The 23,138-nt window shown below is 62.9% G+C and carries 22 protein-coding genes; 5 read left to right on the top strand and 17 right to left on the bottom strand.

All coding sequences use genetic code 11. From position 1 onward, the window contains the following. Together Q8O80_RS20725 and Q8O80_RS20720 are read left to right on the top strand one after the other, a co-directional pair. Nucleotides 1-339: DUF6384 family protein (locus Q8O80_RS20725; protein ID WP_305582895.1), on the top strand; the 339-nt coding region annotated here is incomplete at its 5' end. Nucleotides 340-343: 4 nt separating this feature from the next. Further along, complete coding sequence (locus Q8O80_RS20720) at nucleotides 344-1,885, top strand: hypothetical protein (RefSeq protein WP_305582893.1); 1,542 nt, start codon at nucleotides 344-346, stop codon at nucleotides 1,883-1,885. Between the two features lie 66 nt (nucleotides 1,886-1,951). Here Q8O80_RS20720 and Q8O80_RS20715 read toward each other — a convergent pair whose 3' ends face one another. The 9 genes from Q8O80_RS20715 to Q8O80_RS20675 all read right to left on the bottom strand — a co-directional run bounded on the left by Q8O80_RS20715 (nucleotide 1,952) and on the right by Q8O80_RS20675 (nucleotide 10,818). Continuing rightward, nucleotides 1,952-2,350, bottom strand: coding sequence for a VOC family protein (locus Q8O80_RS20715; protein WP_305582891.1), 399 nt, complete (start codon nucleotides 2,348-2,350; stop codon nucleotides 1,952-1,954). A gap of 130 nt (nucleotides 2,351-2,480) precedes the next feature. Continuing rightward, on the bottom strand, nucleotides 2,481-3,068 hold the full coding sequence (locus tag Q8O80_RS20710) for an SCO family protein (RefSeq protein ID WP_305582899.1): 588 nt from the start codon (nucleotides 3,066-3,068) through the stop codon (nucleotides 2,481-2,483). Between the two features lie 5 nt (nucleotides 3,069-3,073). Further along, entirely contained in the window at nucleotides 3,074-3,595 is a 522-nt protein-coding gene (locus tag Q8O80_RS20705) for a copper chaperone PCu(A)C (RefSeq protein WP_305582889.1), read from the bottom strand. A gap of 54 nt (nucleotides 3,596-3,649) precedes the next feature. Further along, on the bottom strand, nucleotides 3,650-4,039 hold the full coding sequence (locus tag Q8O80_RS20700; protein WP_305582887.1) for a hypothetical protein: 390 nt from the start codon (nucleotides 4,037-4,039) through the stop codon (nucleotides 3,650-3,652). A gap of 55 nt (nucleotides 4,040-4,094) precedes the next feature. Next, the gene (locus tag Q8O80_RS20695) at nucleotides 4,095-5,006 is read right to left on the bottom strand and encodes a LysR family transcriptional regulator (RefSeq protein WP_305582885.1); all 912 of its coding nucleotides are present in this window, start codon (nucleotides 5,004-5,006) and stop codon (nucleotides 4,095-4,097) included. Between the two features lie 34 nt (nucleotides 5,007-5,040). Beyond that, nucleotides 5,041-5,778, bottom strand: a complete 738-nt coding sequence (locus Q8O80_RS20690; protein WP_305582883.1) for a TSUP family transporter — start codon at nucleotides 5,776-5,778, stop codon at nucleotides 5,041-5,043. Nucleotides 5,779-5,913: 135 nt separating this feature from the next. After that, a complete protein-coding gene (locus Q8O80_RS20685; protein ID WP_305582881.1) occupies nucleotides 5,914-7,812 on the bottom strand; it encodes an ABC transporter ATP-binding protein in 1,899 nt (632 codons plus the stop codon). Further along, nucleotides 7,809-9,665, bottom strand: coding sequence for an ABC transporter ATP-binding protein (locus tag Q8O80_RS20680; RefSeq protein WP_305582879.1), 1,857 nt, complete (start codon nucleotides 9,663-9,665; stop codon nucleotides 7,809-7,811). Before Q8O80_RS20680 ends, Q8O80_RS20685 begins: the two co-directional genes overlap by 4 nt. A 169-nt stretch (nucleotides 9,666-9,834) precedes the next feature. Then, nucleotides 9,835-10,818, bottom strand: coding sequence for a DUF1624 domain-containing protein (locus Q8O80_RS20675; protein ID WP_305582877.1), 984 nt, complete (start codon nucleotides 10,816-10,818; stop codon nucleotides 9,835-9,837). Between the two features lie 156 nt (nucleotides 10,819-10,974). Between Q8O80_RS20675 and Q8O80_RS20670 the strand changes: the two genes are divergently transcribed. Beyond that, nucleotides 10,975-11,916 (top strand): ornithine cyclodeaminase family protein, encoded by a 942-nt coding sequence (locus Q8O80_RS20670; RefSeq protein ID WP_305582875.1) that lies wholly within the window; start codon nucleotides 10,975-10,977, stop codon nucleotides 11,914-11,916. On the opposite strand, the gene Q8O80_RS20665 is transcribed toward Q8O80_RS20670, so the two are convergent. The 7 genes from Q8O80_RS20665 to Q8O80_RS20635 form a co-directional block, all read right to left on the bottom strand. After that, nucleotides 11,917-12,948, bottom strand: a complete 1,032-nt coding sequence (locus tag Q8O80_RS20665) for a proline racemase family protein (RefSeq protein ID WP_305582873.1) — start codon at nucleotides 12,946-12,948, stop codon at nucleotides 11,917-11,919. Between the two features lie 30 nt (nucleotides 12,949-12,978). After that, nucleotides 12,979-13,980, bottom strand: coding sequence for a 4-hydroxyproline epimerase (locus Q8O80_RS20660; protein ID WP_305582871.1), 1,002 nt, complete (start codon nucleotides 13,978-13,980; stop codon nucleotides 12,979-12,981). 185 nt (nucleotides 13,981-14,165) lie between these two features. Next, entirely contained in the window at nucleotides 14,166-14,891 is a 726-nt protein-coding gene (locus Q8O80_RS20655) for an ABC transporter ATP-binding protein (protein ID WP_305582869.1), read from the bottom strand. Continuing rightward, on the bottom strand, nucleotides 14,888-15,673 hold the full coding sequence (locus Q8O80_RS20650; RefSeq protein ID WP_305582867.1) for an ABC transporter ATP-binding protein: 786 nt from the start codon (nucleotides 15,671-15,673) through the stop codon (nucleotides 14,888-14,890). The genes Q8O80_RS20655 and Q8O80_RS20650 overlap by 4 nt, the downstream gene beginning before the upstream one ends. Before the next feature lie 2 nt (nucleotides 15,674-15,675). Next, complete coding sequence (locus Q8O80_RS20645; RefSeq protein ID WP_305582865.1) at nucleotides 15,676-16,638, bottom strand: branched-chain amino acid ABC transporter permease; 963 nt, start codon at nucleotides 16,636-16,638, stop codon at nucleotides 15,676-15,678. Nucleotide 16,639: 1 nt separating this feature from the next. Then, nucleotides 16,640-17,554 carry a branched-chain amino acid ABC transporter permease gene (locus Q8O80_RS20640; RefSeq protein WP_305582863.1) on the bottom strand — a complete coding sequence of 305 codons (915 nt, stop codon included), beginning with the start codon at nucleotides 17,552-17,554 and terminating at the stop codon, nucleotides 16,640-16,642. Nucleotides 17,555-17,632: 78 nt separating this feature from the next. Next, entirely contained in the window at nucleotides 17,633-18,730 is a 1,098-nt protein-coding gene (locus Q8O80_RS20635) for a branched-chain amino acid ABC transporter substrate-binding protein (protein WP_305582861.1), read from the bottom strand. A 184-nt stretch (nucleotides 18,731-18,914) separates the two neighbouring features. Between Q8O80_RS20635 and Q8O80_RS20630 the strand changes: the two genes are divergently transcribed. Next, a complete protein-coding gene (locus Q8O80_RS20630; RefSeq protein WP_305582859.1) occupies nucleotides 18,915-19,586 on the top strand; it encodes a GntR family transcriptional regulator in 672 nt (223 codons plus the stop codon). Nucleotides 19,587-19,748: 162 nt separating this feature from the next. Beyond that, nucleotides 19,749-21,320 carry a serine hydrolase gene (locus Q8O80_RS20625; protein ID WP_305582857.1) on the top strand — a complete coding sequence of 524 codons (1,572 nt, stop codon included), beginning with the start codon at nucleotides 19,749-19,751 and terminating at the stop codon, nucleotides 21,318-21,320. A gap of 91 nt (nucleotides 21,321-21,411) precedes the next feature. Here Q8O80_RS20625 and Q8O80_RS20620 read toward each other — a convergent pair whose 3' ends face one another. Further along, nucleotides 21,412-23,133 (bottom strand): SulP family inorganic anion transporter, encoded by a 1,722-nt coding sequence (locus Q8O80_RS20620; RefSeq protein ID WP_305582855.1) that lies wholly within the window; start codon nucleotides 23,131-23,133, stop codon nucleotides 21,412-21,414. Nucleotides 23,134-23,138 lie beyond the last annotated feature (5 nt).

Genomic DNA, 23,138 nt, shown 5'->3' with positions numbered 1-23,138 from the left:
GAATATACGCTGCGGGTGGTCAATCGCGCTGACGAGCAATCCGGCTTCTGGACCTTCCCGGAGATCAATACCGACGCCACCAACTACTATCTGGTGGTCGAGGCGCTTGATGCCGACGGGCAGACGCTCAGCCTGCCCATTCTCAACGAGGAGACGGGCGCGACCGAAACGGTCAGCATCTGGGGCGTGCGGGTTCCCGAAGCGGTCTATGACGCGGTGGTGGCGGACAAGCGCGACGACGGCATCATCCAGAACAATGAAATTGGCCGGAAATCCTATGGATTCATCGAAGTAAACTACAATGTGCCGGTGTCCGGCGGGGCGGTAACGCGGTGGTAGAGTTATGAGCATTCGCGGCCCTGAGGCACTGGCGAGCCTGGACGAGGCGATGCGGGATATCCGCCGCGAGGAAGACGAGATTTCCAAACGGCTGGCCCGCGCCGCCGATCGCATCAGCAAGATCCGCGAGGGCGAGGCAGAACTGTTCCGGCAACTCGCGCGGCTGCGCCTTGACCCGGCAATACAGGGCGAGCTGGACGGCGCCATTTCGGCGGCCGAAACCAGGGCGCGGGCGCAGGTCAAGGCCCATGCCAAGGATTTGAGCCAGGCCGAGAGCGCCGTGGCCGAGATCGACGCCCGGCTCAGCCAGTTGACCACGGAGCGGGCCGCCGTCCTCAAGCAATACGAGACCCATCAGGCCGAACTCAGGGCCCTGGCCAACGCGCTCGGTGCGTCAATTGCCCGCGATCCAGCTTTTGCCGCCAAGCAGGAGCAGGCAGTGGCGCTCGCCGAAGTGGCCGCCCAATCCATGCGCAAGACCGAGCAGGCCGAGGCCGATCGGGAGGAAAAGGGCAAGCCTTACCGCGAGGATCGGCTGTTCATGTATCTTTGGGAGGCGGGCTACGGTACGGCCAATTACCGGGCCAACAATCTGGTGCGCTATCTCGATGGCCTGGTAGCCAAGCTGGTGGGCTTCCACAAGACGCGGCCAAATTTTGCCATGCTCAACGAAATTCCGCTGCGGTTGCGTGAACATGCCGAACGGCAGATCGCAATGGCCAAATCCGCCGAGGCCGAACTCGACGAGATGGAGACCGCAGCGATTGATGCGGCAGGCGGCAAGCCGATCCGCGACGCCATGAAAGGCGCCCAGCAGCAGCTCACCGATTTTGATGCTCAGATGTTGGCCACCGAGGATCAGCGCGACGAGGCCGCCAGAACCGTGGCGACGCTGTCACAGGGCCTCAACCCGGCCATTGAAGGCACGCTGGGGGAACTGGCCACCGCGCTCGAGCGTGAAGACATCCAGAGCTTGCTGGCCGATGCGCGTCGCACCCGCACCGGTCAGGACGACACCATCGTGGCGCAGATTGACGATGCACGGGCCCGCGCCAAGGAAGAAGAGCAGGAAACGCGCGAGCAGAAGGAGCGGCTCAAGACCCTGGCCGCCCGCCGACGCGAACTCGAAGATATTCAGTGGGAGTTCAAAAAACAGCACTTTGACGATCCACGCTCGACCTTTCGCGAGGAACGGCTGGTGGGCGATCTGCTCAACGACTTCCTGCGCGGCAGCATCACGGCGGCGTCCTATTGGGACAAGTGGCAGCGCAGCCAGAATTGGGGTGCGGGCACCAGCGATTGGGGCGGCGGGGTCGGCTTGCCCAATAATGGCCGGCAGCGCTCCAACACGCCTTGGCCCGAAGGTGGGGGCTTTAGCTGGCCGGACAACAGCTTCGGGGGCGCCGGCGGCAAATCCAAGGGTGGCTTTAGTGGCGGTTTCGGACGTCCCTCCGGGGGGGCCACTGGCGGCGGCTTCTCGCGTCCCCGCACCGGATCGAGCGGCACGCGCAAGCATGGCGGCTTCAAGACGGGTGGCGGCTTTTAGGGCAGCGGCAGCAAGTGTTCGGGGCTCCTGCCCCGGCACTATCAGCGCCGCCCCTCTACTGAGGGTTTAGTGCGCTGGCGGCTTGGCCATCAATTCCCAGACATTGCCTTCGCTGTCCTCGAAATAGGCCGAATAACCCCATTCCGATTGCGTGCCTTCGGTGATGATGGCGCCGCCAGCAACGAGCACCCGGCGCAGGATATCGTCAACATCGGCCGGACTTGCGGCCTGGTGGCTGAGCACGAAGCCAGGTGTGCCGGCGATGGCGACTGGCTTGCCGGCGGTCTGGGCGATCTGCTCGCGCGGGAACAGCACGAAGGAAAAGCCATCATCGAAGAAAAAGGCGATGTGGTCTTCGCCAGCGCCAATCTGGTCATCGCTGATATCAAACAGGGTGCGGTAGAAGGCAAAGGCGCGTTCGAGGTCGTCGACACCGATGGTGATGATGGATATCGAGGGCTGCACGGCACGCTCCTTGTGGCTGTTGCGCGCAACCTAGCCAGCATAGCCCGCTTCGTCACCCACCAGTTTGGCGCGGGCGCGGTTCTGTGGGGTGGGTGCCCGATCCGCAGCACTGCGAACCGGGGGTTTGATCTCAGGATTTGGCCAGCAAATTCCTGAGCTTGCCGACCGCCGTCTCCTGGTCCTCGCCATAGGCGATGGTGCCCTGGAACGCTCCCCTGTCGTCGAGCAGGAATACAAGCGCCGTGTGATCCATGGTGTAGCCACCATCATCGAGCGGAACGCGTTGATAGTAGACGCCCCAGGACCCGGCGATCTTGGCGATCTCCTCGGGCGTGCCGGTAATGCCGGTGATGCGATCGCTGACCCAGCTGACATAGTCGCCCAACAATTCCGGCGTATCACGCTCGGGGTCGATGGAGACGAAATAGGCCCGCAGGTCCTTGCCCTCATCGCCCAGCGCCTCGAACCAGCCGGCCATTTCGGCCATGGTGGTGGGACAGACTTCCGGGCAATGGGTAAAGCCGAAAAACAGCGCCGACGGGTGACCGATAAACAGGGTCTGATCGACCGCTTTGCCGTTCTGGTCGATCAGGCTGTAGGTCCCGGTGCCGAAGGGCGCGGCGCCCGGCGGCGACTGACGCAGCAGCAGGGCACCGACACCAGCCGTCAGCGCCAGGGCGACAACCGCGCCCCAGAGCCAAAGCCGAACCGTCTTGATGGCCACTATTTGGTGGCCGCAGCGGGCGCCGCGGGACCGTGACCCATTTCCATGGCGCCATGCTCGGCCGATTTCGCCGCATTGCCCAGTACTGGCAGGGCCAGCTCGACCGAACCGGCCTTTTCGAACACCAGCGTCACCGGCACGGCTTCGCCTTCGACAAAGGCCTGATTGAGACCCATGAACATGATGTGGAAGCCGCCGGGGGCCAGCGCCACGGTTGCACCGGCCGGGATTTCAAGACCGTCGGCCAGCTCGCGCATCTTCATGACATCGCCTTCCATGGCCATTTCATGGATTTGCACATCGCCGGCCACGGCGGAACTCGCTTCGATCAGACGATCGGCCTCAGCTCCTGTGTTGGCGATGGTCAAAAAGCCCCCGCCGACGGGTGCGTTGGGCAGGGTGGCACGCGTGAAGGGCTGGGTGATGTTGAGCTCGCCGACATGGGTGGTCCCGTCATGGGCGAAGGCGGGCGTGACGAGCAGCAGAATGGCTGCAACAGCAGCGTGCAGAGTACGGATCATGGTGATGACTTTCGAAAGAGAAATGGATCTGAATGAGCCAGGGGCTCGGGGCAATCAGACCAATGCCGGTGGGCCGCGGGGTCCTGACGGCGGGGCAATCGCCGCCGGACGAACCGTGACGCGCGCCACAGGACGGGGGGCGGCGAGCATGATAGCGCCCAGATCCAACACCACGGCGTCAAGAGCCGGGGCCACGAGCGCGGACTTGCCGACGCCGGTGACCGGGCATTTGCTGACCGGCGTTTCGCTGTCGGGGTCAGAATCGGAAGTCGAAAGGGACGAACACAGCACCCAACCGCTCTGCAGCGTCGAATAGCCCAGCTTTTCAAAGGCCAGCTGGCTGGCGCGGGCTTCGTGCAGCGGCGCCAGCAGGGTAAGCAGATAGATCGCCAGCACGGCCAGGGCCGTTCCGATCTCGCTGCTGATGCTGCGCGTGCTGTTCATGGTTCACTCATAGGGCGGCGGCGGATCGCGTGAAAGCGCCGAAATGTCGCAAGCCTCAGATTGCGGGGGTATAGGTCTCGCTGCACAGGGCGATAAAGCTCTTCATGGCGGCTGACAAGGGGGTTGATTTGCGGCGGGCGACCAGCAATTGGCGCAGCGCCCATGGCTCGGCAAGCGGGGCGCAGACCAGATCGGTACCGGCCAGCAGATGCAGGCTGGTGGAGCGCAGGAAGCCGATGCCAAAACCGGCCTCAACCATGCGCACCAGGGCCGGAAAACTCTCGACGCGAAGGGTCTCCGTCAGCGGCTTGCCGGCCGTGTTGGCTGCATCCGCCAATAGTCGGTCGAGCGAGCCGGCGTGATGGATGCCGACAATGGGATGGTCGAGCACTGCAGCAAAGGCAATTTCCTTGCGCGGCTCGATGCTGGCGGCCAGTGGATGGTCGGGCGGCACAACGACCCAGACGCGATCATCCTCGAAGGGTTTGATCTCAAAGCGGGTGAAATCGTAATTGTCGGAAACAATGGCGATATCGGCCCGCCCCTCATCAAGGGCCAGCAGCGCTTTGGCCGCGCTCATTTCCTGAATATCCAGATCAATGCCGAGATGCCTGGCCGCGTAGTGCGCCAACAGTTCTGGCAACCGTCCGGTCAGGGCAGAACTGGTACAGGCCAGCCTGAGCGCGCCGCGATGACCCGAACTGAAATCGGTCATTACCGCGTCAAGATCGGCAATGGCGCGCAACACGGTACGGCAGCCTTCGGCATAGGCCTCGCCCGCAATGGTCAGCCTGACGCCTTGTGCCGAGCGGTCAAACAGCACCACGCCGAGGCGGCTTTCCAGATCGGAGACGCGACGGCTGACGGCCGATGAGGCAATGCCTTCGCGCTCGGCGGCGCGACCGATTGAGCCGGTATCAGCCAACAATAAAATCAGGCGCGCGGTAACGCTGTCGAACGGTGCCATCTGGTCCCCCTGGCCGGCACCATACTGATCGCGATCAGATCAGCAAGGAAATGCCGCGGCCCAGATAGAATATCCCGATGGCGGTGACAATCCAGCGGGTCCAGGAACGGAAATTGGCATCAGTGAGCCGCTGCAAAATCCAGTGCCCGGCGCTGGTACCGGCGATGGCAAAGGGCGCTGCAAGCGCAATGGCACCCCATTCCAGCGGGGTCAGCACCGCCGCGGCATTCCAGTAGAACACCACCTTGGCTGCGTGCGAAACCACCTGCGTCGCCGCCTTGGTGGCGATGATCTTGCGACGATCCATCTGGGTGCGGATAAAGAAGATATCGACGGTCGGTCCAGAGACCCCGACCGCCAGATTGAGACCGCCACCGAGCAGGCCACAAAAGAAGGCATGCAACGGCTTGCTGGCGTCGAGTTCCAGCCAGCTTTTGGGAATCCAGACCAGAATAGGCAGCAGCCCGATGGCGATGCACACCGTTGTCAGGTCCGGTGTATAGCGCACGATGAACAGGATGATGCCCGCCACCAGCAGCCCCAGGCAGATCATGCCCAGTATTTTCCAGTCGATATAGGCCCGTGACAGGAAGGCGCGCGAGCCATTGGCCACGATCTGGATGGCGCCCTGCACGGCGATGGCCGTGCCGACCGGCAGGATGGCCAGCAGAATACCCAGCAAAACCAGTCCGCCAGCCATGCCGAACACGCCCGACAAAGTCGAGGTACCAAACACGGCCAGCAGCAACGCCGCACTCACCCACAGACTCACGCATTTCACTCCTGCTGTCGGGGCGCTTCATGCACCGGCGTGGCAAGCGGCGCCAGAACCGATGTGGCAAGAGGGGGTGTCGAGGTCGGCATGCCGGGTTGGCAAGCACGCTAAGGCGGCAAGCGCGCACTGGGCTCAGGTGCTCGCCGCCTTGGCATTGGCCTTGCTGACCAGTTCGTCCGGAATGTCGTCAAAGCTGGAATAGTTCATGTTGTAGAGCTTGGCGTAGAGGCCGCCGAGTTCCATCAACTCGTCATGATTGCCGGTCTCGATCAATTCACCGTTCTGCAGCACGAAAATACGGTCGGCGCCGCGAATGGTCGCCAAACGGTGGGCGATGACCATGCCCGTGCGGCCTTCCAGCAGGGTCAGCAGAGCCTTCTGGATCTGCCGCTCGGTATAGGAATCGATGTTGGCAGTAGCCTCGTCGAGCACCAGGATCTTGGCGTCCGCCACCAGGGCACGGGCAAAGCTCAGCAATTGGCGCTGTCCCAGCGACAGATTGGAGCCGCGCTGTTCGAGAATGCTGTCATAGCCGTTCGGCATGCGCTCGATAAATTCGTGCGCCCCCACGGCCGTGGCCGCATCAATGACGTCCTGGCGCGTCGCGTTGACCTTGTTGTAGCGGATATTGTCAAACACGCTGCCGGTGAACAGGAAGGGCTCCTGCAGCACCATGGCGACCTGTTCGCCCAGCGATTGCTGGGTGATATCGCGCACATCATGGCCACCCACCAGCACGGCGCCGGACTGCACCTCGTAGAAGCGGTGCACCAGGGCCATGGCACTTGTCTTGCCCGACCCCGTGGGGCCGATCAGCGCGACCGTCTCGCCCGGATTGACCGTGAAACTGACATTCTTGAGCACCGGGCGATCCGGGTCATAGGCGAAATTGACATTGCGGAACTCGACCGAGCCATCCATGTCACGCGTCAGGGAAATGGCGTCGGGTTTGTCGGTGATCGAGGCGGGAATATCGAGCACTTCGGTAATGCGGCGGCCCGAGGTCATGGCGCGCTGCATGATGGAATACTGCATGGTCAGCGACCGGATCGGATCAAAGAAGCGCTGGATGTAGAACAGGAAGGCGACGATGACGCCGATCTCCAGCTTGCCATTGAGCGCCAGCGAGCCGCCCACCACCACGACAATGGCCATGGCGGTGCCGGTCAGGGAGTCGACAATCGGCACCATCACCTGGGCAAAGCGCGAGCCGATCAACTGGGTGCGCAGATTGGCATAGGCCTTGTCGTCGAACAGGTCGAAATTGACCTTCTGGCGGTCGAGATTCTGCACGGTGCGCACGCCATTGATGCCCTCGGCCATGGCGCCGGCAGTGATCGAATTGGTTTCATGGGCGTTCCAGAAGGCGCGCTTGGCGGGAGGCAGCCAGAAGATGCGGACGATGAACAGGATGGGCATGGTGGACAGCGTCAGCAGGCCCAGCCGGAAATCGAGCGACAGCAGCACCACGACAATGCCAATCAGCAACACCATGTCGCCGACCGAAATCACCGAGGTTTCGAGGAACTCCTGCATGGAGTTGACGTCGCCCTGCAGCCGGCTCATCAGGCGACCGACTTCGGTCTTGTCCATGAAACTGAGTGAGACGCGCTGCAGTTGGGCGAACATGGCGCGGCGCATGTCGAACAGCACGTTTTCGGCCACCTTGCCCACTTCGGTCTCCTGCACGAAGGAGGCGCCAAAGTTGAAGATGACGGCGACGGCGAAGGCGGCCACCGCCCAGAGCAGATTGGTGGCATTGCCCCCTTCGGTCATGCCGCTGTCGATAGCGCGGCCGATGATCAGCGGAATGGCCAATTGGGTAGCGGTGAACACCAGCACCGCCGCAACCGAGAGAACGATCTTGGCCCGATAGGGACGCACGAATGCCCAGATGCGGCGCACCGTCTGGGGATCATAGGCCTTGCCAAAAACGTCCTCTTCAATGCGGTGGCTCCCGACACTGGCGCGGGGTGGACGCTGGCCCGGAAAGGCGGCAACTTCGCGTTCGTCTTCGTCAAGCACGTTCATTGGGCAGCGCTCCCGAGTTCAATATTGTCGCTGGGGCGGGTCTGCAGATCGTAGAGCGCACGGTAGCGACCGCCCTGGGCCAGCAGCTGGTCGTGGCTCCCCTGCTCGACGATTTTGCCATCTTCGAGGAACAGGATGGTGTCGGCATGCAGCAGCGAACTCAGGCGATGGGAAATCACCAGCGTCACCCGATCGCTGGCATAGCGGCGAATGGCACTGCGAATGCGGTGCTCGGTCCCCGCATCAATGGCAGCGGTGGAATCGTCAAATACCATCACGGCAGGCTTGAGCACCAGGCTGCGGGCAATTGACAGGCGCTGGCGCTGCCCACCGGAAAGCGACACCCCGCGTTCACCCACCACAGTGTCGTAGCCGGCAGGCAGACCCATGATGTAGTTGTGCAATTGCGCGCTTTCGGCGGCCCGTTCGATCTTGGTCTCCTTGGACCAGGGATCACCATAGGCAATGTTGTTTTCAATGGTGGTGGTGAACAGGAAGGTGTCCTGCTGCACGACCGCTACCGCGCGGCGCAGTGACTGCAGGGTGACCTGACTGACATCCTGGCCATCAATGGTGATCTTGCCGGCGTCGATGTCGTAAAAGCGCGGGATCAAATGGGCGAGCGTCGACTTGCCGCTGCCGGGGGCGCCAACAATGCCAATGGTCTGGCCCGCTTTTGCCTCGAAGCTGACGCCCGCCAAAGTGGGGTGGGTAGCGCCGGGATAGGTGAAATGCACATCCTCAAAGCGCAGCGTGCCCTCGGTCAGCTTGAGATCGACCGCGCCGGGCACATCATCAATGGCCAACGGTTCGTCGAGGAAATTGAACAGCCGGTCGCCACAGATGGAAGCACGGGCGAAGGAATTGACCATCAGTCCGAGCTGGCGCACCGGCATCTGCAAAATGGTCATGAAGGTCAGAAACGAGGCCAGCGTGCCCACGCTCATGTCGCCAGCGATCACCTTGTTGCCACCGAACCACAGCACCAATCCCATGGCGGCGAAGAAGGAGAAGGTCATGGCGCTGGTATTGCGCACCCGCACATCGACCCGCTGATGGGACAGTGCCAGGGCTGCACGCGAGGCAGTATCGAATTTGTCGAGCTCGAAATCCTGCGCCGAAAAGGCCCGTACCACGCGAATGCCGCCCAGGTTTTCTTCCATCACCCGTGTCAGCCCGGAGAGCTTTTCCTGCAGGGCGATCCAGGTGGCGCGCAAGGTAAGCTGGGCCACCGAGGAGCGCCAGGCGACGAAGGGCACGAAGCTCAGCGCCAGCAAACCCAGCATCACATCGGTGGTGAGCAGCATGGTGGCCCCCACCCCGATCAGCACCGAGAGCAGCACCATGCGCACCAGGCCCGTAGCAAAGAACATGCGCACACCGTCGAGATCGAGCAGGCCCATGGTGATCAGGTCACCGGTGTGGATCTTGTCATGGTAGGAATAGGAGAGCTTTTGCACCTTGTCGTAAAAGGCCAGCCGCAGCTCATAGCCGACATGGTGGCCCACCGATTCCGAAAAATAGTTCTGCACCAGGGTGAAGGCGCCGCGCGCCACCGAGACGGCCAGCAGCGTCATGGCACTCCAGAACAGGGCCTGTTCGGCCCCCTCGGCGGCGGTGCTGAGAATACCCTGCGCCTGATCAATGGCGTGGCCGAGCAGGCGGGGAATCATCAATTGCAGCACTGAGGCGACAATGGTGGCACCGATGGCCAGCGACGCCTGCCAGGGATGACGCAGTGAAAACAGCGCAATTCGCACCAGTGGGCGGCGGCCCTTGCCAGCGTGAGCGGCCGCCAAATGCGCCCGTGCATCGCCGCGAGAATGGTCGCGGCCAGCCGTATGGGTGGTCAAGGAAGTATCCAGACTTCAATAAATGTGGGGTCCGAACGGGCCAGGCGCCAACCGCTACCGGAGTTCGGACAAATCAGCTCGTGGTTTATTGAATGCCCAATCAGCCTACCATTCAAGACGCAATTTGGGCAAAAAATGCAATTCGCAACGTTATCAGGCCGGCCTGCCCCTATTGGCCCATATTGAGTTCGGGATAGATCAGCGCAGAGCACTGGCGATTGCTGGCGTCCAGAATGGTCTGCTCCTGCGCCGACACCATGCCGGAATAGACGGCGCCCCACAGATCGTTGGCCTCCACGCCCTCGAGGCCGCACTGGCAATAGGTGGTGCAGAGCGGGGCGCTGGTGCCGCCCGCCATGCAGGTGGTCTGGCATGAGCGAAGAAAATCGCTGCTGCGCATGGCGATCTCTGGCTGCAGAACCGCGGCGGCCGGATAGAGCAGGCCCAGCAGAATGGGCTGATGCAGCAGATAGATCAGCAGACTCCAGCGGCCGAGCAGCGCCAGCAATTGCGGCAGGCGGCCCGTTGGATTGATGGCAGCGAGGCGCCCGGCCATTGGCGAGGCGAGCACCAGACGGGTGGCGATGAGGCCGACAAGGACGACGCCAAACCAGGGAAACAGCGGCACCAGGTCATTGGCTGGCGGCGGCACCTGCCAGAAACCGATCCAGGAGAACAGCTTCTCGTTGAACAGCGGGTCCGAATAAAGGAATGGCAATATGATAACAATTGCCGCCACCGTGATCGCCAGCCACAGCGGCGCACGCACAAAGGCGAGGCCCAGCAGGCTGAACAGGGCGATGGCGTGCAGCACGCCGAAATAGACAAAGCTGTCGGGAAACACCAGCCAGGTGCCAAGGGTGATCGCCAGCGCTCCCAGCACGACAAAGACGGTACGCCGCCAGAAGCTGGGCCAGCGAATGCCGTTCCCATGCCCGAGCACCAGCCCGACGCCGACCAGCAGCATGAATGCCGCCAGAATGGTGCGGGCGATCAGCACCCAATTGGGATCGCGACCGACATCGGGGGCGATGAAGCGCAACAGGCTGAGATCCCAGCACAGATGATAGGCAACCATGGCGATGATCGCCACGCCGCGGGCGATGTCGACAATGGCGTAGCGCGGGCGGGAAATGGTCGGCTCGCTGGTCAAATTGTGCTCTCGTCCCGAAAAGGCCGCTGGATTGCTTAGCGACTACCTAGCCGGTTTCGCGGCGCACTCATAGTTGCGCGTCTTCACGAATAATGCGCCGGCCGAGGTCGGGCCGCCGTGCGTTGCAAACAACAGCATCGCTCCTATAGTGCCGCCATGAAAACCTATTCCGCCGAAGACGTTCGCCAGGGCCTTGATTGGCCCGTTCTGCTTGCCGCGCTCAAGACGGCCTTTGTCGAGGGGGCGGAGGCGCCCCTGCGCCAGCACCTACATGTGGGCGACGCTGCCACCAATGGCAATCTTCTGCTGATGCCGGCCTGGCAGCCGGGCCGGCATATTGGCGTCAAGCTGGTGACGGTGTTTCCCGATAATGACCAGCTCGGGCTGCCCGCCGTGGCCAGCGTCTATACCCTGTTCGACGGCAAGACCGGCGCCGTTATTGGCCAGATCGATGGCGGCGAGCTGACCGCCCGCCGCACCGCCGCCGCCTCCGTGCTGGCCGCGACCTTCCTGGCGCGCACCAATGCCCGCAATCTGGTGATCCTGGGCACCGGCCGGGTATCGCGGAACCTGGCCCAGGCCTATTGCGCCATCTTCGCCATCGACAAGCTGACCCTGTGCAGCCGCTCGCTGGACAAGGCGCAGGCTCTGGCCGCCGAACTGGGTCCCATTGCGCCGAACATCGTCACCACCACCGATTTCGCCAGCGCCGTCAGCGACGCCGATATCGTCAGCACAGCGACCCTGGCCAAGACGCCGATCATCCTTGGCGAGCTGCTGCGCCCGGGCACCCATGTCGATCTGGTGGGCAGCTTCCGGCCCTATATGCGCGAGGCGGATGACGCCGTGCTCAGCCGCGCCGGGGGCATTTTCGTCGACACCTTTGAGGGCGCCAGCAAGGAAAGCGGCGACGTCACCCAGCCGCTGGCAGCGGGCAATTTGAGCCGGGAGGGCCTGTTGGCCGATCTGGCCATGCTGTGCCGTGGCACCCATCCGGGGCGCCAGAGTGAAACCGCGATCACCGCCTTCAAGTCGGTGGGCACGGCGCTCGAAGATCTGGCCGCTGCCGTGGCACTGACGGCTGCCGATCACGCCTGACTAGCTGATCCTGGGCCAGGTGTCCGACAGCCGATAGCCCGCCGGCCAGGGATCGGCGGGGTCTAGCATTTCCTGCCGCGTCCCGGTGATCCAGGCGCGGCCGGTAATGGTGGGGATGATCGCCGGCGTGCCGGCCAGATCGGTCAGCGCTTCGAGCTTGCAGAAGAATTCCGAACCGATGATCGAGCGGCCGACAAACTCATCGCCCACCGCCATCAGCCCGCGCGCATGCAATGTCGCCATGCGGGCCGAGCAGCCGGTGCCGGTGGGCGAGCGGTCGATCTTGCCCGGCTGGATCACCACGGCATTGGCGCCGGTCAGCCGACCCTCAACAGTCTCGAGCGGCGCGGCGATCTGGCAGAACGAAATATGGGCCCAGTCCGGATTGGTGGGGTGGGTGAAGCCGAGTTGTTCATTGGCCGCGCGGGTGATGCGGATGCCGGCTTCAGCGATGTCGCGCGCCTCATCTTCGGCAATGGCGAAGCCCAGAGCCCGTGCATCGGCAATCACGAAGCTGTCACCGCCATAGGCGGTGTCGACGCGCAGCGTGCCGATCCCCTCCACCTCGATGGTGGCATCAAGCCTGTCGACGAAAGAAGGCACATTGCGCACGGTGATCGACTGCGCCTTGCCGTCGCGACACTGCGCCACCACTTCCACCAGCCCGCCCGGCGCTTCGAGCACCATGCGGGTTTCCGGCTCGGTCATCGGCACAATGCCGGTATCGAGCAATACCGTCGCCACGCAGATCGAATTGGACCCCGACATGGGCGGGGTGTCCTCGGGCTCCATGATGATCCAGCCCATCACCGCCCGCTTGTCCTTGGCCGGCACCAGCAGATTGATGTGGCGGAACACCCCGCCGCGTGGCTCGTTCAGCACGAAATTGCGCAGGCTCTGGTCCCTGGCAATCCAGCGCGACTGTTCCCAGATGGTGTCGCCGGGCGGCGGCGCCACCCCGCCCACGATCACGTCGCCCACCTCGCCCTCGGCGTGGCAGGAAACGATGTGAATGGAGCGGGTGGAACGCATGGCAGGGTCTTTCGCGGGCGGAGAATTGGCTTAGCTGACCAGAAAGCCGTGTCTGAACGGGTCGCGGTCATCGACAAAAATGGTATTGAGGCCGGTCATTCGCGCCCAACCGGCAATCGAGGGCACGATGGCGGGCAGCCCGCCGACACTCAGCGTGTTCTCCACCTGACCCTTGAAGATCGAGCCGATAATACTCTCATGGACAAAGGCGTCACCCGCCTTGAGCTTGCCCTTGCCATACCACTGCGCCATGCGCGCCGAGGTACCGGTGCCGCAGGGCGAGCGGTCAATCGCCTTGTCGCCGTAAAACACCGCATTGCGCGCCGTGGAGCCGGCCAGCTTGGGCGCGCCGGTCCACATGATGTGGCTCAGCCCATTGATCTCGGGCTGTTCGGGATGAACAAAGCTGTGCGCCGCGTTCAGCCGTTGCCGCAGCACCGGGCTCCAGCGGATAAAGTCGGCGGCCGAATACCGGTCCATGTCGGCGAAGTTGTCCTGCGGGTCGATGATCGCGTAGAAATTGCCGCCATAGGCCACGTCGACCTTGAGCAGGCCCAGATCAGGGCACTCCACCTCCAGGTCGGTCTTGTAGAGGAAGGACGGCACGTTGGTGATTTTCACCTCTTCGACGTAATCGCCGACCTGGGTGTATTCGGCGATCACCAGCCCGGCCGGCACTTCGAGCCGCACCACGCCCGGCACCCTGGGCACGATCAGTCCCTGCTCGATCGCCATGGTCACCGTGCCGATGGTGCCATGGCCGCACATGGCCAGGCATCCCGAGGTCTCGATGAACAGGATCGCCATGTCATTGGCCGGGTCACTGGGCGGATAGAGGATCGAGCCGGACATCACGTCATGGCCACGCGGTTCGAACATCAGCGCGGTGCGGATCCAGTCGTGCTGCGCCAGAAAATCGGCGCGGCGCTCCAGCATGGTCTGGCCCTTGAGCTGCGGCCCGCCGCCCGCCACCAGCCGCACCGGATTGCCGCAGGTATGTCCGTCTACGCAAAAGAAGCTGTGTCGTGCCATGGCTGTTCTCGGCTCATAAGTGGTCTGCTGCAGCGGGTGTGAGTTCGCCGCTGCTGCATTGGACATGCCTTGCCACAGCGGGCATGTCCAGCACGCCGCTCTGCGTCATTTCCGTCGTCAGGGCCGCAATGCCGCCTTGGCAATTGACGGCCACGCAGTCTTGCCCTCTGAGGAGCGAGGCCCGATCATTCGCCCAGATAGGCCTGCACGATGGATTTGTCGGCCCGCAGCGTGGCCGCCTCCCCTTGCATGCGGATATGACCGCTTTCGAGCACATAGCCGTAATGGGCAAGCTTGAGGGCGAGCCGCGCATTCTGTTCGACCAGCAGGATGGTGGTCCCGGCCTCGCTCAGCCGTTTGACGATCTGCATGGTCTCGATCACCAGCTTGGGCGCCAGTCCCATCGAAGGCTCGTCCAGCAGCAGCAGGCGGGGGCCATGCATCAGTGCCCGGCCAATCGCCAGCATTTGCTGTTCGCCCCCCGATAGCAGCGAGCCATCGCCGTGTTGGCGCTTGGCCAGCACGGGAAACAGCGCGAACACCTCATCCATCCGCTTGCGCCGTGTGGCCGGGTCCTTGACGGTGAACGCCCCCAGTTCGAGATTTTCGCGCACGCTGAGACCGCGCAGCACGTGGCGGCCTTCGGGCACATGCACCAGGCCCCGCCGGGCAATTTCATGCGCCGGGGTCTGGGTGATATCCTCGCCGGCAAAGCGCACCGTGCCGCCCGACGCCCGCACCAGCCCCGAAATGGTCTTGAGCGTGGTGGTCTTGCCCGCCCCATTGGCGCCCAGCAGGGTCACCATGGCGCCAGTCTGCACCTTAAGATCAATGCCGTTGAGGGCCACGATCCGGCCATAGCCAGCGGTGATGTTTTCCAGCTCAAGAAGGGTCTCGGTTGGCGCGCTCATAGCAGATCCTCCCCGTCGTCCTGGCCCAGATAGGCTTCGATCACCTTGGGGTTGGCCTGGATCTCTTTGGGCGCGCCCTCGGCGATAATCACGCCATGGTCGAGCACGCTGATGCGTTCGGAGATTTTCATCACCATGCCGGTGTCATGTTCGATCAGCAGCACGGAGATAGCGAGTTCGTCACGAATTCGGCCGATCAGATTGAGCAGGTCCTGCTTCTCGCCGGCATTGAGGCCCGCCGCGGGCTCATCGAGCAGCAGCAGCTTGGGCCGGGTTGCCAGCGCGCGGGCGATTTCGACCCGGCGTTGATGGCCATAGGCCAGGTTGGTGGCGTCGCGATCCATCTCATCGGCAATGCCGACAAACTCCAGACACTCAATGGCATGGGCGCGGATCGCTGCCTCCTCGCGGCGCTGGCTGGGCAGGCCCAGAATGGCCGATATGGCGCCGGCCCTGGAGCGGCAATGGCTGCCGCTCATCACGTTTTCCAGCACGGTCATCTGCTGGAACAACCGCACATTCTGGAAAGTGCGGGCAATGCCGGCCTGGGTAACCTTGTGCGGCTTGAGCCCCATCAACTCGTGGCCATCGACCTTGATCGAGCCCGATTGCGGTTTGTAAAAGCCGGTAATGCAGTTGAACAGCGAGGTCTTGCCGGCCCCATTGGGGCCAATCAGGCTGACGATCACGTCACGCCCGACGCTGAAGTCGACATTGTCGAGTACGGTATTGCCGGCAAAGCTCAGATTGACGCCGCGCAGTTCAAGCAGGGGAAGGGCCATGCTCATTTCCCCCTCACTGGCCAGATGCCACTGGGGCGGAACAGCATGATCAGCAGCAGGCCCACCGCGAACAGCAGCAGACGATATTCGCCCAGATCGCGCAGCAGTTCGGGCGCCAGCACCACGATGAAGGCGCCGAGGATGACGCCGGGGATCTTGCCCATGCCACCCAGAATAACCGCCATCAGGATCAGCACGGATTGCTGGAACGAGAAGCTCTCCGGTGAAATGGCCCCGAGATTGACGGCAAAGAACGCCCCGCTGATCGAGCCAAAGATCGCCCCGATCACATAGGCTGCCAGCTTGACGCGCACCGTATCGATGCCCATCGCCTCGGCTGCATCCTCATCATGGCGCACATAGAGCCAGGCCCGGCCCAGCCGCGAATGCTGCAACCGCACGCTGACGATCACGGCGATGATCGCCAGCACCACGAACACATAGTAAAATTCAAAGGGCGTGTTGATGTGCCAGCCAAACAACCAGGGCTGCTGGATGCCCGAAATGCCGCTGGCGCCGCCGGTAATTTCCATATTGCGCGCGCTGAAGCGCACGATCTCGCCAAAACCCAGTGTCACGATCGCCAGATAGTCCGAGCGCAAGCGCAGGGTGGGCGTGCCGATGATGACACCGGCGATCATGGCCGCGCCCACTGCAAATGGCAGGGTGAGCCAGAAATCGAGCCCGAAGGTGTGGGTCAGAATGCCCACCGTATAGGCGCCCACCGCAAAGAAGGCCGCATAGCCCAGATCGAGCAGGCCGGCATAGCCGACCACCACATTGAGCCCCAGCGCCAGCACCACATAGAGCAGCGCATTGGTCAGGATCACGGTGGCATAGGGCCCCAGCGAAATGGGGGCAATCAGCAGCAGCGCGACGATCACCGCAAACGCTGCATAGCGTTTCCAGGGCTCGTCGAACTGGGCGATGATATTGTTGAAGGCGTTGGAGCGGGGCTGAGCCATGTTACATGCGCTCCTGCTCGGACTTGCCCAACAGGCCAGTCGGTTTGAGCACCAGCACGAGGATCAGCACGGCAAAGGAGAACACGTCCTTCCACTCGCTGCCAATGCCGGGGATCTGGGTACCAAAGGATTCAAGCAGGCCCAGGATCAAGCCACCCAGCATGGCGCCGGGGATCGAGCCGATGCCGCCGATCACCGCGGCGGTAAACGCCTTGATGCCGATCAGAAAGCCCATGAAATACCAGACCGAGCCATAATAGGCCCCGGCCATAGTGCCAGCCGCAGCGGCCAGCGCCGAGCCGATAAAGAAGGTCACCGCGATCACGGCGGTGACATTGATGCCCATCAGGCGGCACATGTCCTTGTCGATCGAGATCGCCCGCATGGCCCGGCCATATTGGGTGCGCGACACGAACAATTCCAGCGCGATCATCAGCGCGGCGGCGGTGCCCACCAGGATCATCTGATTATAGCTGATGAACAGCAGGCCCAGATTGACGCCGCCAAAGCCGAGATCGGCGCCCATCGGCTGATATTGTCCATGGGTCAGCGTCAGCACGCCATTCTGCAGCACCAGCGAAACCGCCAGCGCCGTAATCAGAATGGAAAGCCGGGGGGCGTTGAGCATGGGTTGGTAGGCAACCCGCTGGATCACCACGCCGAGAAAGCCTACCGCGATCATCGCCACGACCATCGAAACGGCCACGCCAGTCCAGCCCGGCCCGACCATTGGCGCCACCACAGAGAGCACCAGAAAGCCGACAAAGCCGCCGACCATGTACACGTCGCCATGGGCGAAATTGAGCAGCTTCACCACACCGTAAATCATGGTGTAGCCCAGCGCCACCAGCGCATAGAACGAGCCGAGCACGAGCCCGTTCACCAGTTGCTGCAAGAAGATATCAAAGACGGACATGCACAAGTTCCCCCACCGGACGCCGATCGTCATTGGCCCCGCCGCCCATGCAGCGGCGGGGCCAGTGTTCGGGTTGGGCTACTGCGCCAGGCCCCACTTGCCGCCATTGCCCTTCAGCACGACGAAGTTCGAACGGGCCAGGGTGTTTTCGGGGGTGAAGGTGATCTGACCGGCAATGCCGGGATAGTCAGCATCCATCAGCGCGGCGTTGATCGCGGCGGGGTCGGTGCTGCCGGCTGCCTCGATTGCGGTGGCGAGCAGGTGCATGCCGTCATAGGCCAGCGGCGCATAGGGGCCCGGAGGCGAGCCATTGGCTGCCGTGTAGTCGGCAATGAAGTCCTTGGCCCCGGGCAGGAATTCAGCGATGGGATTGGAGAACCCGATCACGCCCTCGGCCGCCGAGCCGGCAATGCCGAACAGTTCCGGAGAATTGGAGCCATCGCCCACAGCGATCGTGCCTTGGTACCCGGCCTGGCGCAGTTGGCGGATCAGCAGGCCGCCATCAGCATAATAGGCAGTCCAGAACACGGCATCGGGATTGGCCGAACGGATGGCCGTCACGATGGCTGAATAGTCCTGCTCGCCCTTGTTGGCGACTTCGAAGGCGGGGACCGTGTTGCCGGCAGCTTCCCAGTCCTTCTTGGTCAGGTCAGCAAGGTCCTGCGAATAGGCATCGCCCTGGTTGACGATGGCCAGCGATTTCGCGCCAACGGAATTGAAGTACTCGATGGCCTTGGCCACCTGATCATTGCCGGTGGAATTGATCATGAAGGCGTTGCCGGGATTGGCCGGGATCAGCTTGGTGGAATTGGCGCCGGTGATTACGAACGGAATGCTGGCATCGCCAAAAATCTTGAGGGTGGGAACGGTGGCGCCCGAGCAATAGCCCCCGACGACACCCACGACATCGGATGACGCCAGCTTGCTGGCAGCATTGACGGCCTGCTGCGGATCGCAGCCATCATCGCCGATCACCGAGCTGAGCTGCTCACCCAGAACACCGCCCGCAGCATTGATTTCGGAAATGGCCAGATTGACGGCATTGGCCATGTCCTGCCCGTAGGTGGCTTCCGAGCCGGTGGTGGGCGCCAGAATGCCGATTTTCATTTCCGCATAGGCGGGGCCCGCCAATGCCATGGCAATCGCGGTGGTCGCAAGAAGTGTCGTGAGTTTCATCTTGAAGGCTCCTCAACCTGTTATCGATCCTGGCGTTGTTCCCTCCACCAGAGCATCTAAAACTTAGGCTTGCACGATTGTATCCAATATACAACATGCTACGTTCTGCTTCGGCGCCCAGAAGCCGGGAGGCAGATAGCGCCGGCAAAAAGCCGGTATGGGCCACAGTGGAGGAGCTGGATTAATGGAAGGGCTGAGTGCACGAGCGTCCAACATCGGTGCCGGCGCGTCCTCGTCGGACGTGATTCTTGACGCCCTGCGCACGGCCATTATTCGCGGTGAACTGGCAGAAGGGCAGACCCTGCGCCAGGATGCCATTGCCAAGATGTTCAATGTCAGCCGCATCCCGGTGCGCGAGGCGCTCAAGCAGCTCGAAGCCAGCGGCCTGGTCACCTCGGTGCGCTACAAGGGGGTGGTGGTCAGCCGCATCTCGGTCGCCGAAATCCAGGAGATCTTTGACTTCCGCGCCACGGTCGAACCGAAATTGATCGCCCATGCCGTGCCGCGCATGAGCCAGCATTCGCTCGACCATGCCCAGCAGCTTTGCGAAGCCTTTGCCGAGGAAACCGATGGCGTGCGCTGGGGCGACCTCAATCGCCAGTTCCATTCCTCGCTCTATCTCGATGCTGGTCTGCCATATTATTTTGCGGCCGCCGAAGCTGCCAATGACCGCATCGAGCGCTATATCCGCGCCCAGCTCAGCCTGGGCCATGGCCGCGCACTGGCCATTGCCGAGCATCAGCAGATCATCGATGCCTGTCGGGCCGGCGAGGCCGAGCGCGCCGCCGATCTGACGCGCAAGCACATCGTCAAGGCCTCGGAATCGTTGACCCGGATTATCACCGAACGCGGCTGAGCTGGCCCGCGCACTACGCAGGCCAATAAAATATCTGGCCCTGCCATAACGATACCGTCATTATTGCGGTGGTTTGACAGGGGCGTCACCGTCGTACGCAGCGTGCGGATTGACGATAGTCAGGAGCTCCCCCTGCGGAGCCAGCCCGGAGGAGCATTCTGCATGACCACCCCAATGTCTCGCGCGCTACCGCTCGCTACTGCCCTGGCCATAATCGGCACCATGGCACCCGTTCAGGCCCAGCCGGCAAATCTCGATCTCAGTGCGGCCCCGAATATGGATGCTGTCAAACTCGCCCCTGGCGGTCTCGATCTGGCCCTCGACCAGCTTGAGGACACCATCGCAACCATCATGGAACGCAGCCTGGTCCCCGGCGTGGCGGTGGCGGTGGTGCGTGGCGGCGAAACCGTCTTTGCCCAGGGCTTTGGCGTGCGCAAGCTGGGCGAGGACGATCCGGTTACCCCCGATACCGTGTTCCAGATTGCCTCGGTTTCCAAACCGCTCGCCGCCACCGTGGCAGCCATTGCCGTCAGCAATGGCCTGGTTGCCTGGGATGATCTGGTCACCGCCTATCTCCCCGAATTCCGGCTCAATGACGACTGGGTCACTGAGCACGCGACCATTGGTGATCTCTACGCCCATCGCTCGGGCCTGCCGCTGGGCGGCGGCGATGAGCTTGAAGATCTCGGCTTCACCCGCGCCGAGATCATGGCGCGACTGCGCCTTCTGCCGCTCGACAGTTTCCGTACCTCCTACAATTACTCAAATTTCGGCATTACCAGCGGCGCTGAAGCGGTCGCTGCGGCGACCGGCAAGAGCTGGGAGGATTTGTCCGAAGCGACCCTTTACGACCCACTTGGCATGACGGCGACCAGTTCCCGCAATGCCGATTTCGTCGCCCAAGCCAACCGCGCCAGCCTGCATACGCTGGTCGATGGCAGTTTGCAGCCACTGTATCAACGCAACGCAGACCCCCAGGCGCCCGCTGGTGGCATTTCCTCCACTGTCATTGATCTGGCCGAATGGCTCAAACTGCTGCTGGCCGATGGCGAACGCGATGGGCAGCAGCTGATCGACCCGGCCGCCCTGCAGGCGGCACTCAGCCCCCAGGCATTCAGCTCGCCCGGCCACGTCCCCAGCGCCCGTCCCAGCTTTTACGGCTATGGCTTCAATGTCGGCATTGGCGCTGATGGCCGCACGGTGTTCGGTCATTCCGGAGCCTTCACCCTGGGCGCTGCCACCCGTATCCAGTTCATCCCGTCGGCCGATGTCGGCATTGTCGTTCTCACCAATGCCGGACCGCTCGGCGCGGCCGAGGCCATCGCCAACAGTTTTCTCGACACCGTGCAATTTGGAGAGCCTACCCGAGACTGGTATGACGCCTTCCATCCCCGCATGGTGGCGTTTTACGACCCCGAAGGCGATCTGGCCGACAGCGCGCCGCCTGCCCAACCCGCCCCTGCCCGGCCGCTCGATGCCTATCTCGGTATCTATCAGAACGATTATTTCGGGCCGCTCGAAATCACCCGGGGTGATAGCGGGTTGACCGCCCGGCTGGGCCCGCGCGGCGACAGCTTCGCCCTGACCAATTGGGATGGTGAGGTGTTCGCGATGGCGCCACGCAACGAGAACGCGCCGGCCGGTTCAAAGTCCTCGGTCACCTTCGATCCGGCGGACGGTAGCGTGCTGATCGAGTATTTCAACCGCAACGGCCTTGGCCGCTGGCAGCGCTGACCGGCAGTCTCGGCCCCGGCCTGACAGGCCCATTCCCCACGCCATAAAACAAAACTCCCGCAGGCCATGGCGCTGCGGGAGCAAGGGATGATCAGGCTGCTGCGGGCAACGCCTTGATCGCTTCCATCGCCTGATGCTGGCTCAGATGCACCCCACCGGACAGATGCTGCAGGAATTCGGTGCCCGCCAGGCGGTCCATCACCGGTCCCTTGACCTCCGACAGATGCAGGCGGACGCCCAGATCCTTGAGCTGGTGCTGGATCGCCTCAAGGCTTTCCAGCGCCGACATGTCGATGGCGTTCACCGCCGAACACATCAGCACCACGTCCTTGAGTTCAGGCCGCCCGGCGACCTCGCCATAGACCAGATCCTCGAGATAGCGCGCATTGGCGAAATAGAGACTTTCATCGACCCGGATCGAGAGCACGCTGGGAATGGTGTGCACATCATGGCGCTTGACGTTGCGGAAGTGCTCGGTGCCCGGCACCTGACCAACCACGGCGGCATGCGGCTGCGATGAGCGATAGAGAAAAATCAGTATCGAGGCGGCAACGCCGAGGGAAATGCCCACCTCCACGCCCATCAGCAAGGTGCCCAGCAGCGTGATGGCCACGGCGGTGAAGTCGGCCTTGGAATAGGTCCAGGCGCGTTTGAGGATCGAGAAATCCACCAGGGTCAGCACGGCCACAATGATCGTGGCCGCCAAGGTCGCCTTGGGCAGAATGGCCAGGAACGGGGTCAGCAGCAGGGTGGCGCCGGCAATACCAATGGCGGTGAAGGCACCGGCGGCGGGGGTGGCCGCGCCGGCATCGAAATTGACCACGGAGCGGGCAAAGCCGCCCGTTACCGGATAGCCGCCACCGACAGCGGCCGCGATATTGGCCGCGCCCAGGCCGATCAGTTCCTGATTGGGGTCGATGCGCTGGCGGCGCTTGGCAGCCAGGGTCTGGGCCACCGAAATGGATTCCACAAAGCCGACGATCGAGATGATCAGCGCCGGCAGCAACAGCGCCTGCATGGTATCGAGATTGAAATTGGGCAGCGACAGCATGGGCAGGCCCTGGGGCACGTCGCCAACCAGTGCCACGCCCCTGGCACCCAGATCGCCCAGCACCGACCAGGCCATGGTCAGGAAGACCACCAGTACCGGCCCGGCGCGGGTGATGATGGTCACCGCACCCTTGGGCAGGCCGAAGCGGAGCAGCCAGTTCTTGAGGTCCATGCGGATCCACAGCAGCAGGGCCAGGGACACCGCGCCGACGGCCAAGGTATACCAGTTGATGGTGCCGATATTGTGCACAATCGACATCACCAGTTCGGGCAATGCATGGCCCTCGGTCTTGATGCCAAGCATGCCGCCCACCTGGCTGGTGGCGATGATCAGGCCCGAGGCGGTGATGAAGCCCGAGATCACCGGGTGTGACAGGAAATTGGCGATGAAGCCGAGCCGGAACAAACCCAGCACCGCCAGAATGATGCCCGACATGGCGGCCAGCAGAATGGCGGCGCTGGCATAGTCCACTGTACCCTCGGCAGCGATGCTGCCAATGGCCGAAGCGGTCATCAGCGACACCACCGCCACCGGGCCGACGGCCAGCGCCGTCGAGGTGCCGAAGATGGCATAGGCCACCAGCGGCAGCACCGAAGCATAAAGACCTACCTCCGGCGGCAGGCCGGCCAGCAGCGCATAGGCCAGTGATTGCGGGATCAGCATGATCGTCACGATCACTGCCGCAACCAGATCGCTGGTCAGGGAGTCCCGGTTATAGCGGCTGCCCCATTCGAGAATGGGAAGATAGGTCTTGAGCTTCATGGTGT

The sequence above is a fragment of the Devosia sp. genome (assembly GCF_030689745.1).
GTDB lineage: Bacteria > Pseudomonadota > Alphaproteobacteria > Rhizobiales > Devosiaceae > Devosia > Devosia alba.
Note: the sequence above shows the minus strand (reverse complement) of the source record. Positions and strands in the feature narration are given on the sequence as shown.

Coding starts and splice junctions, on each gene's coding strand:
- Q8O80_RS20720 (WP_305582893.1), top strand. CDS start 344: ATGAGCATTCGCGGCCCTGAGGCACTGGCGAGCCTGGACGAGGCGATG.
- Q8O80_RS20705 (WP_305582889.1), bottom strand. CDS start 3,595: ATGATCCGTACTCTGCACGCTGCTGTTGCAGCCATTCTGCTGCTCGTC.
- Q8O80_RS20700 (WP_305582887.1), bottom strand. CDS start 4,039: ATGAACAGCACGCGCAGCATCAGCAGCGAGATCGGAACGGCCCTGGCC.
- Q8O80_RS20695 (WP_305582885.1), bottom strand. CDS start 5,006: ATGGCACCGTTCGACAGCGTTACCGCGCGCCTGATTTTATTGTTGGCT.
- Q8O80_RS20685 (WP_305582881.1), bottom strand. CDS start 7,812: ATGAACGTGCTTGACGAAGACGAACGCGAAGTTGCCGCCTTTCCGGGC.
- Q8O80_RS20670 (WP_305582875.1), top strand. CDS start 10,975: ATGAAAACCTATTCCGCCGAAGACGTTCGCCAGGGCCTTGATTGGCCC.
- Q8O80_RS20665 (WP_305582873.1), bottom strand. CDS start 12,948: ATGCGTTCCACCCGCTCCATTCACATCGTTTCCTGCCACGCCGAGGGC.
- Q8O80_RS20660 (WP_305582871.1), bottom strand. CDS start 13,980: ATGGCACGACACAGCTTCTTTTGCGTAGACGGACATACCTGCGGCAAT.
- Q8O80_RS20655 (WP_305582869.1), bottom strand. CDS start 14,891: ATGAGCGCGCCAACCGAGACCCTTCTTGAGCTGGAAAACATCACCGCT.
- Q8O80_RS20650 (WP_305582867.1), bottom strand. CDS start 15,673: ATGGCCCTTCCCCTGCTTGAACTGCGCGGCGTCAATCTGAGCTTTGCC.
- Q8O80_RS20645 (WP_305582865.1), bottom strand. CDS start 16,638: ATGGCTCAGCCCCGCTCCAACGCCTTCAACAATATCATCGCCCAGTTC.
- Q8O80_RS20640 (WP_305582863.1), bottom strand. CDS start 17,554: ATGTCCGTCTTTGATATCTTCTTGCAGCAACTGGTGAACGGGCTCGTG.
- Q8O80_RS20635 (WP_305582861.1), bottom strand. CDS start 18,730: ATGAAACTCACGACACTTCTTGCGACCACCGCGATTGCCATGGCATTG.
- Q8O80_RS20630 (WP_305582859.1), top strand. CDS start 18,915: ATGGAAGGGCTGAGTGCACGAGCGTCCAACATCGGTGCCGGCGCGTCC.
- Q8O80_RS20625 (WP_305582857.1), top strand. CDS start 19,749: ATGACCACCCCAATGTCTCGCGCGCTACCGCTCGCTACTGCCCTGGCC.
- Q8O80_RS20620 (WP_305582855.1), bottom strand. CDS start 23,133: ATGAAGCTCAAGACCTATCTTCCCATTCTCGAATGGGGCAGCCGCTAT.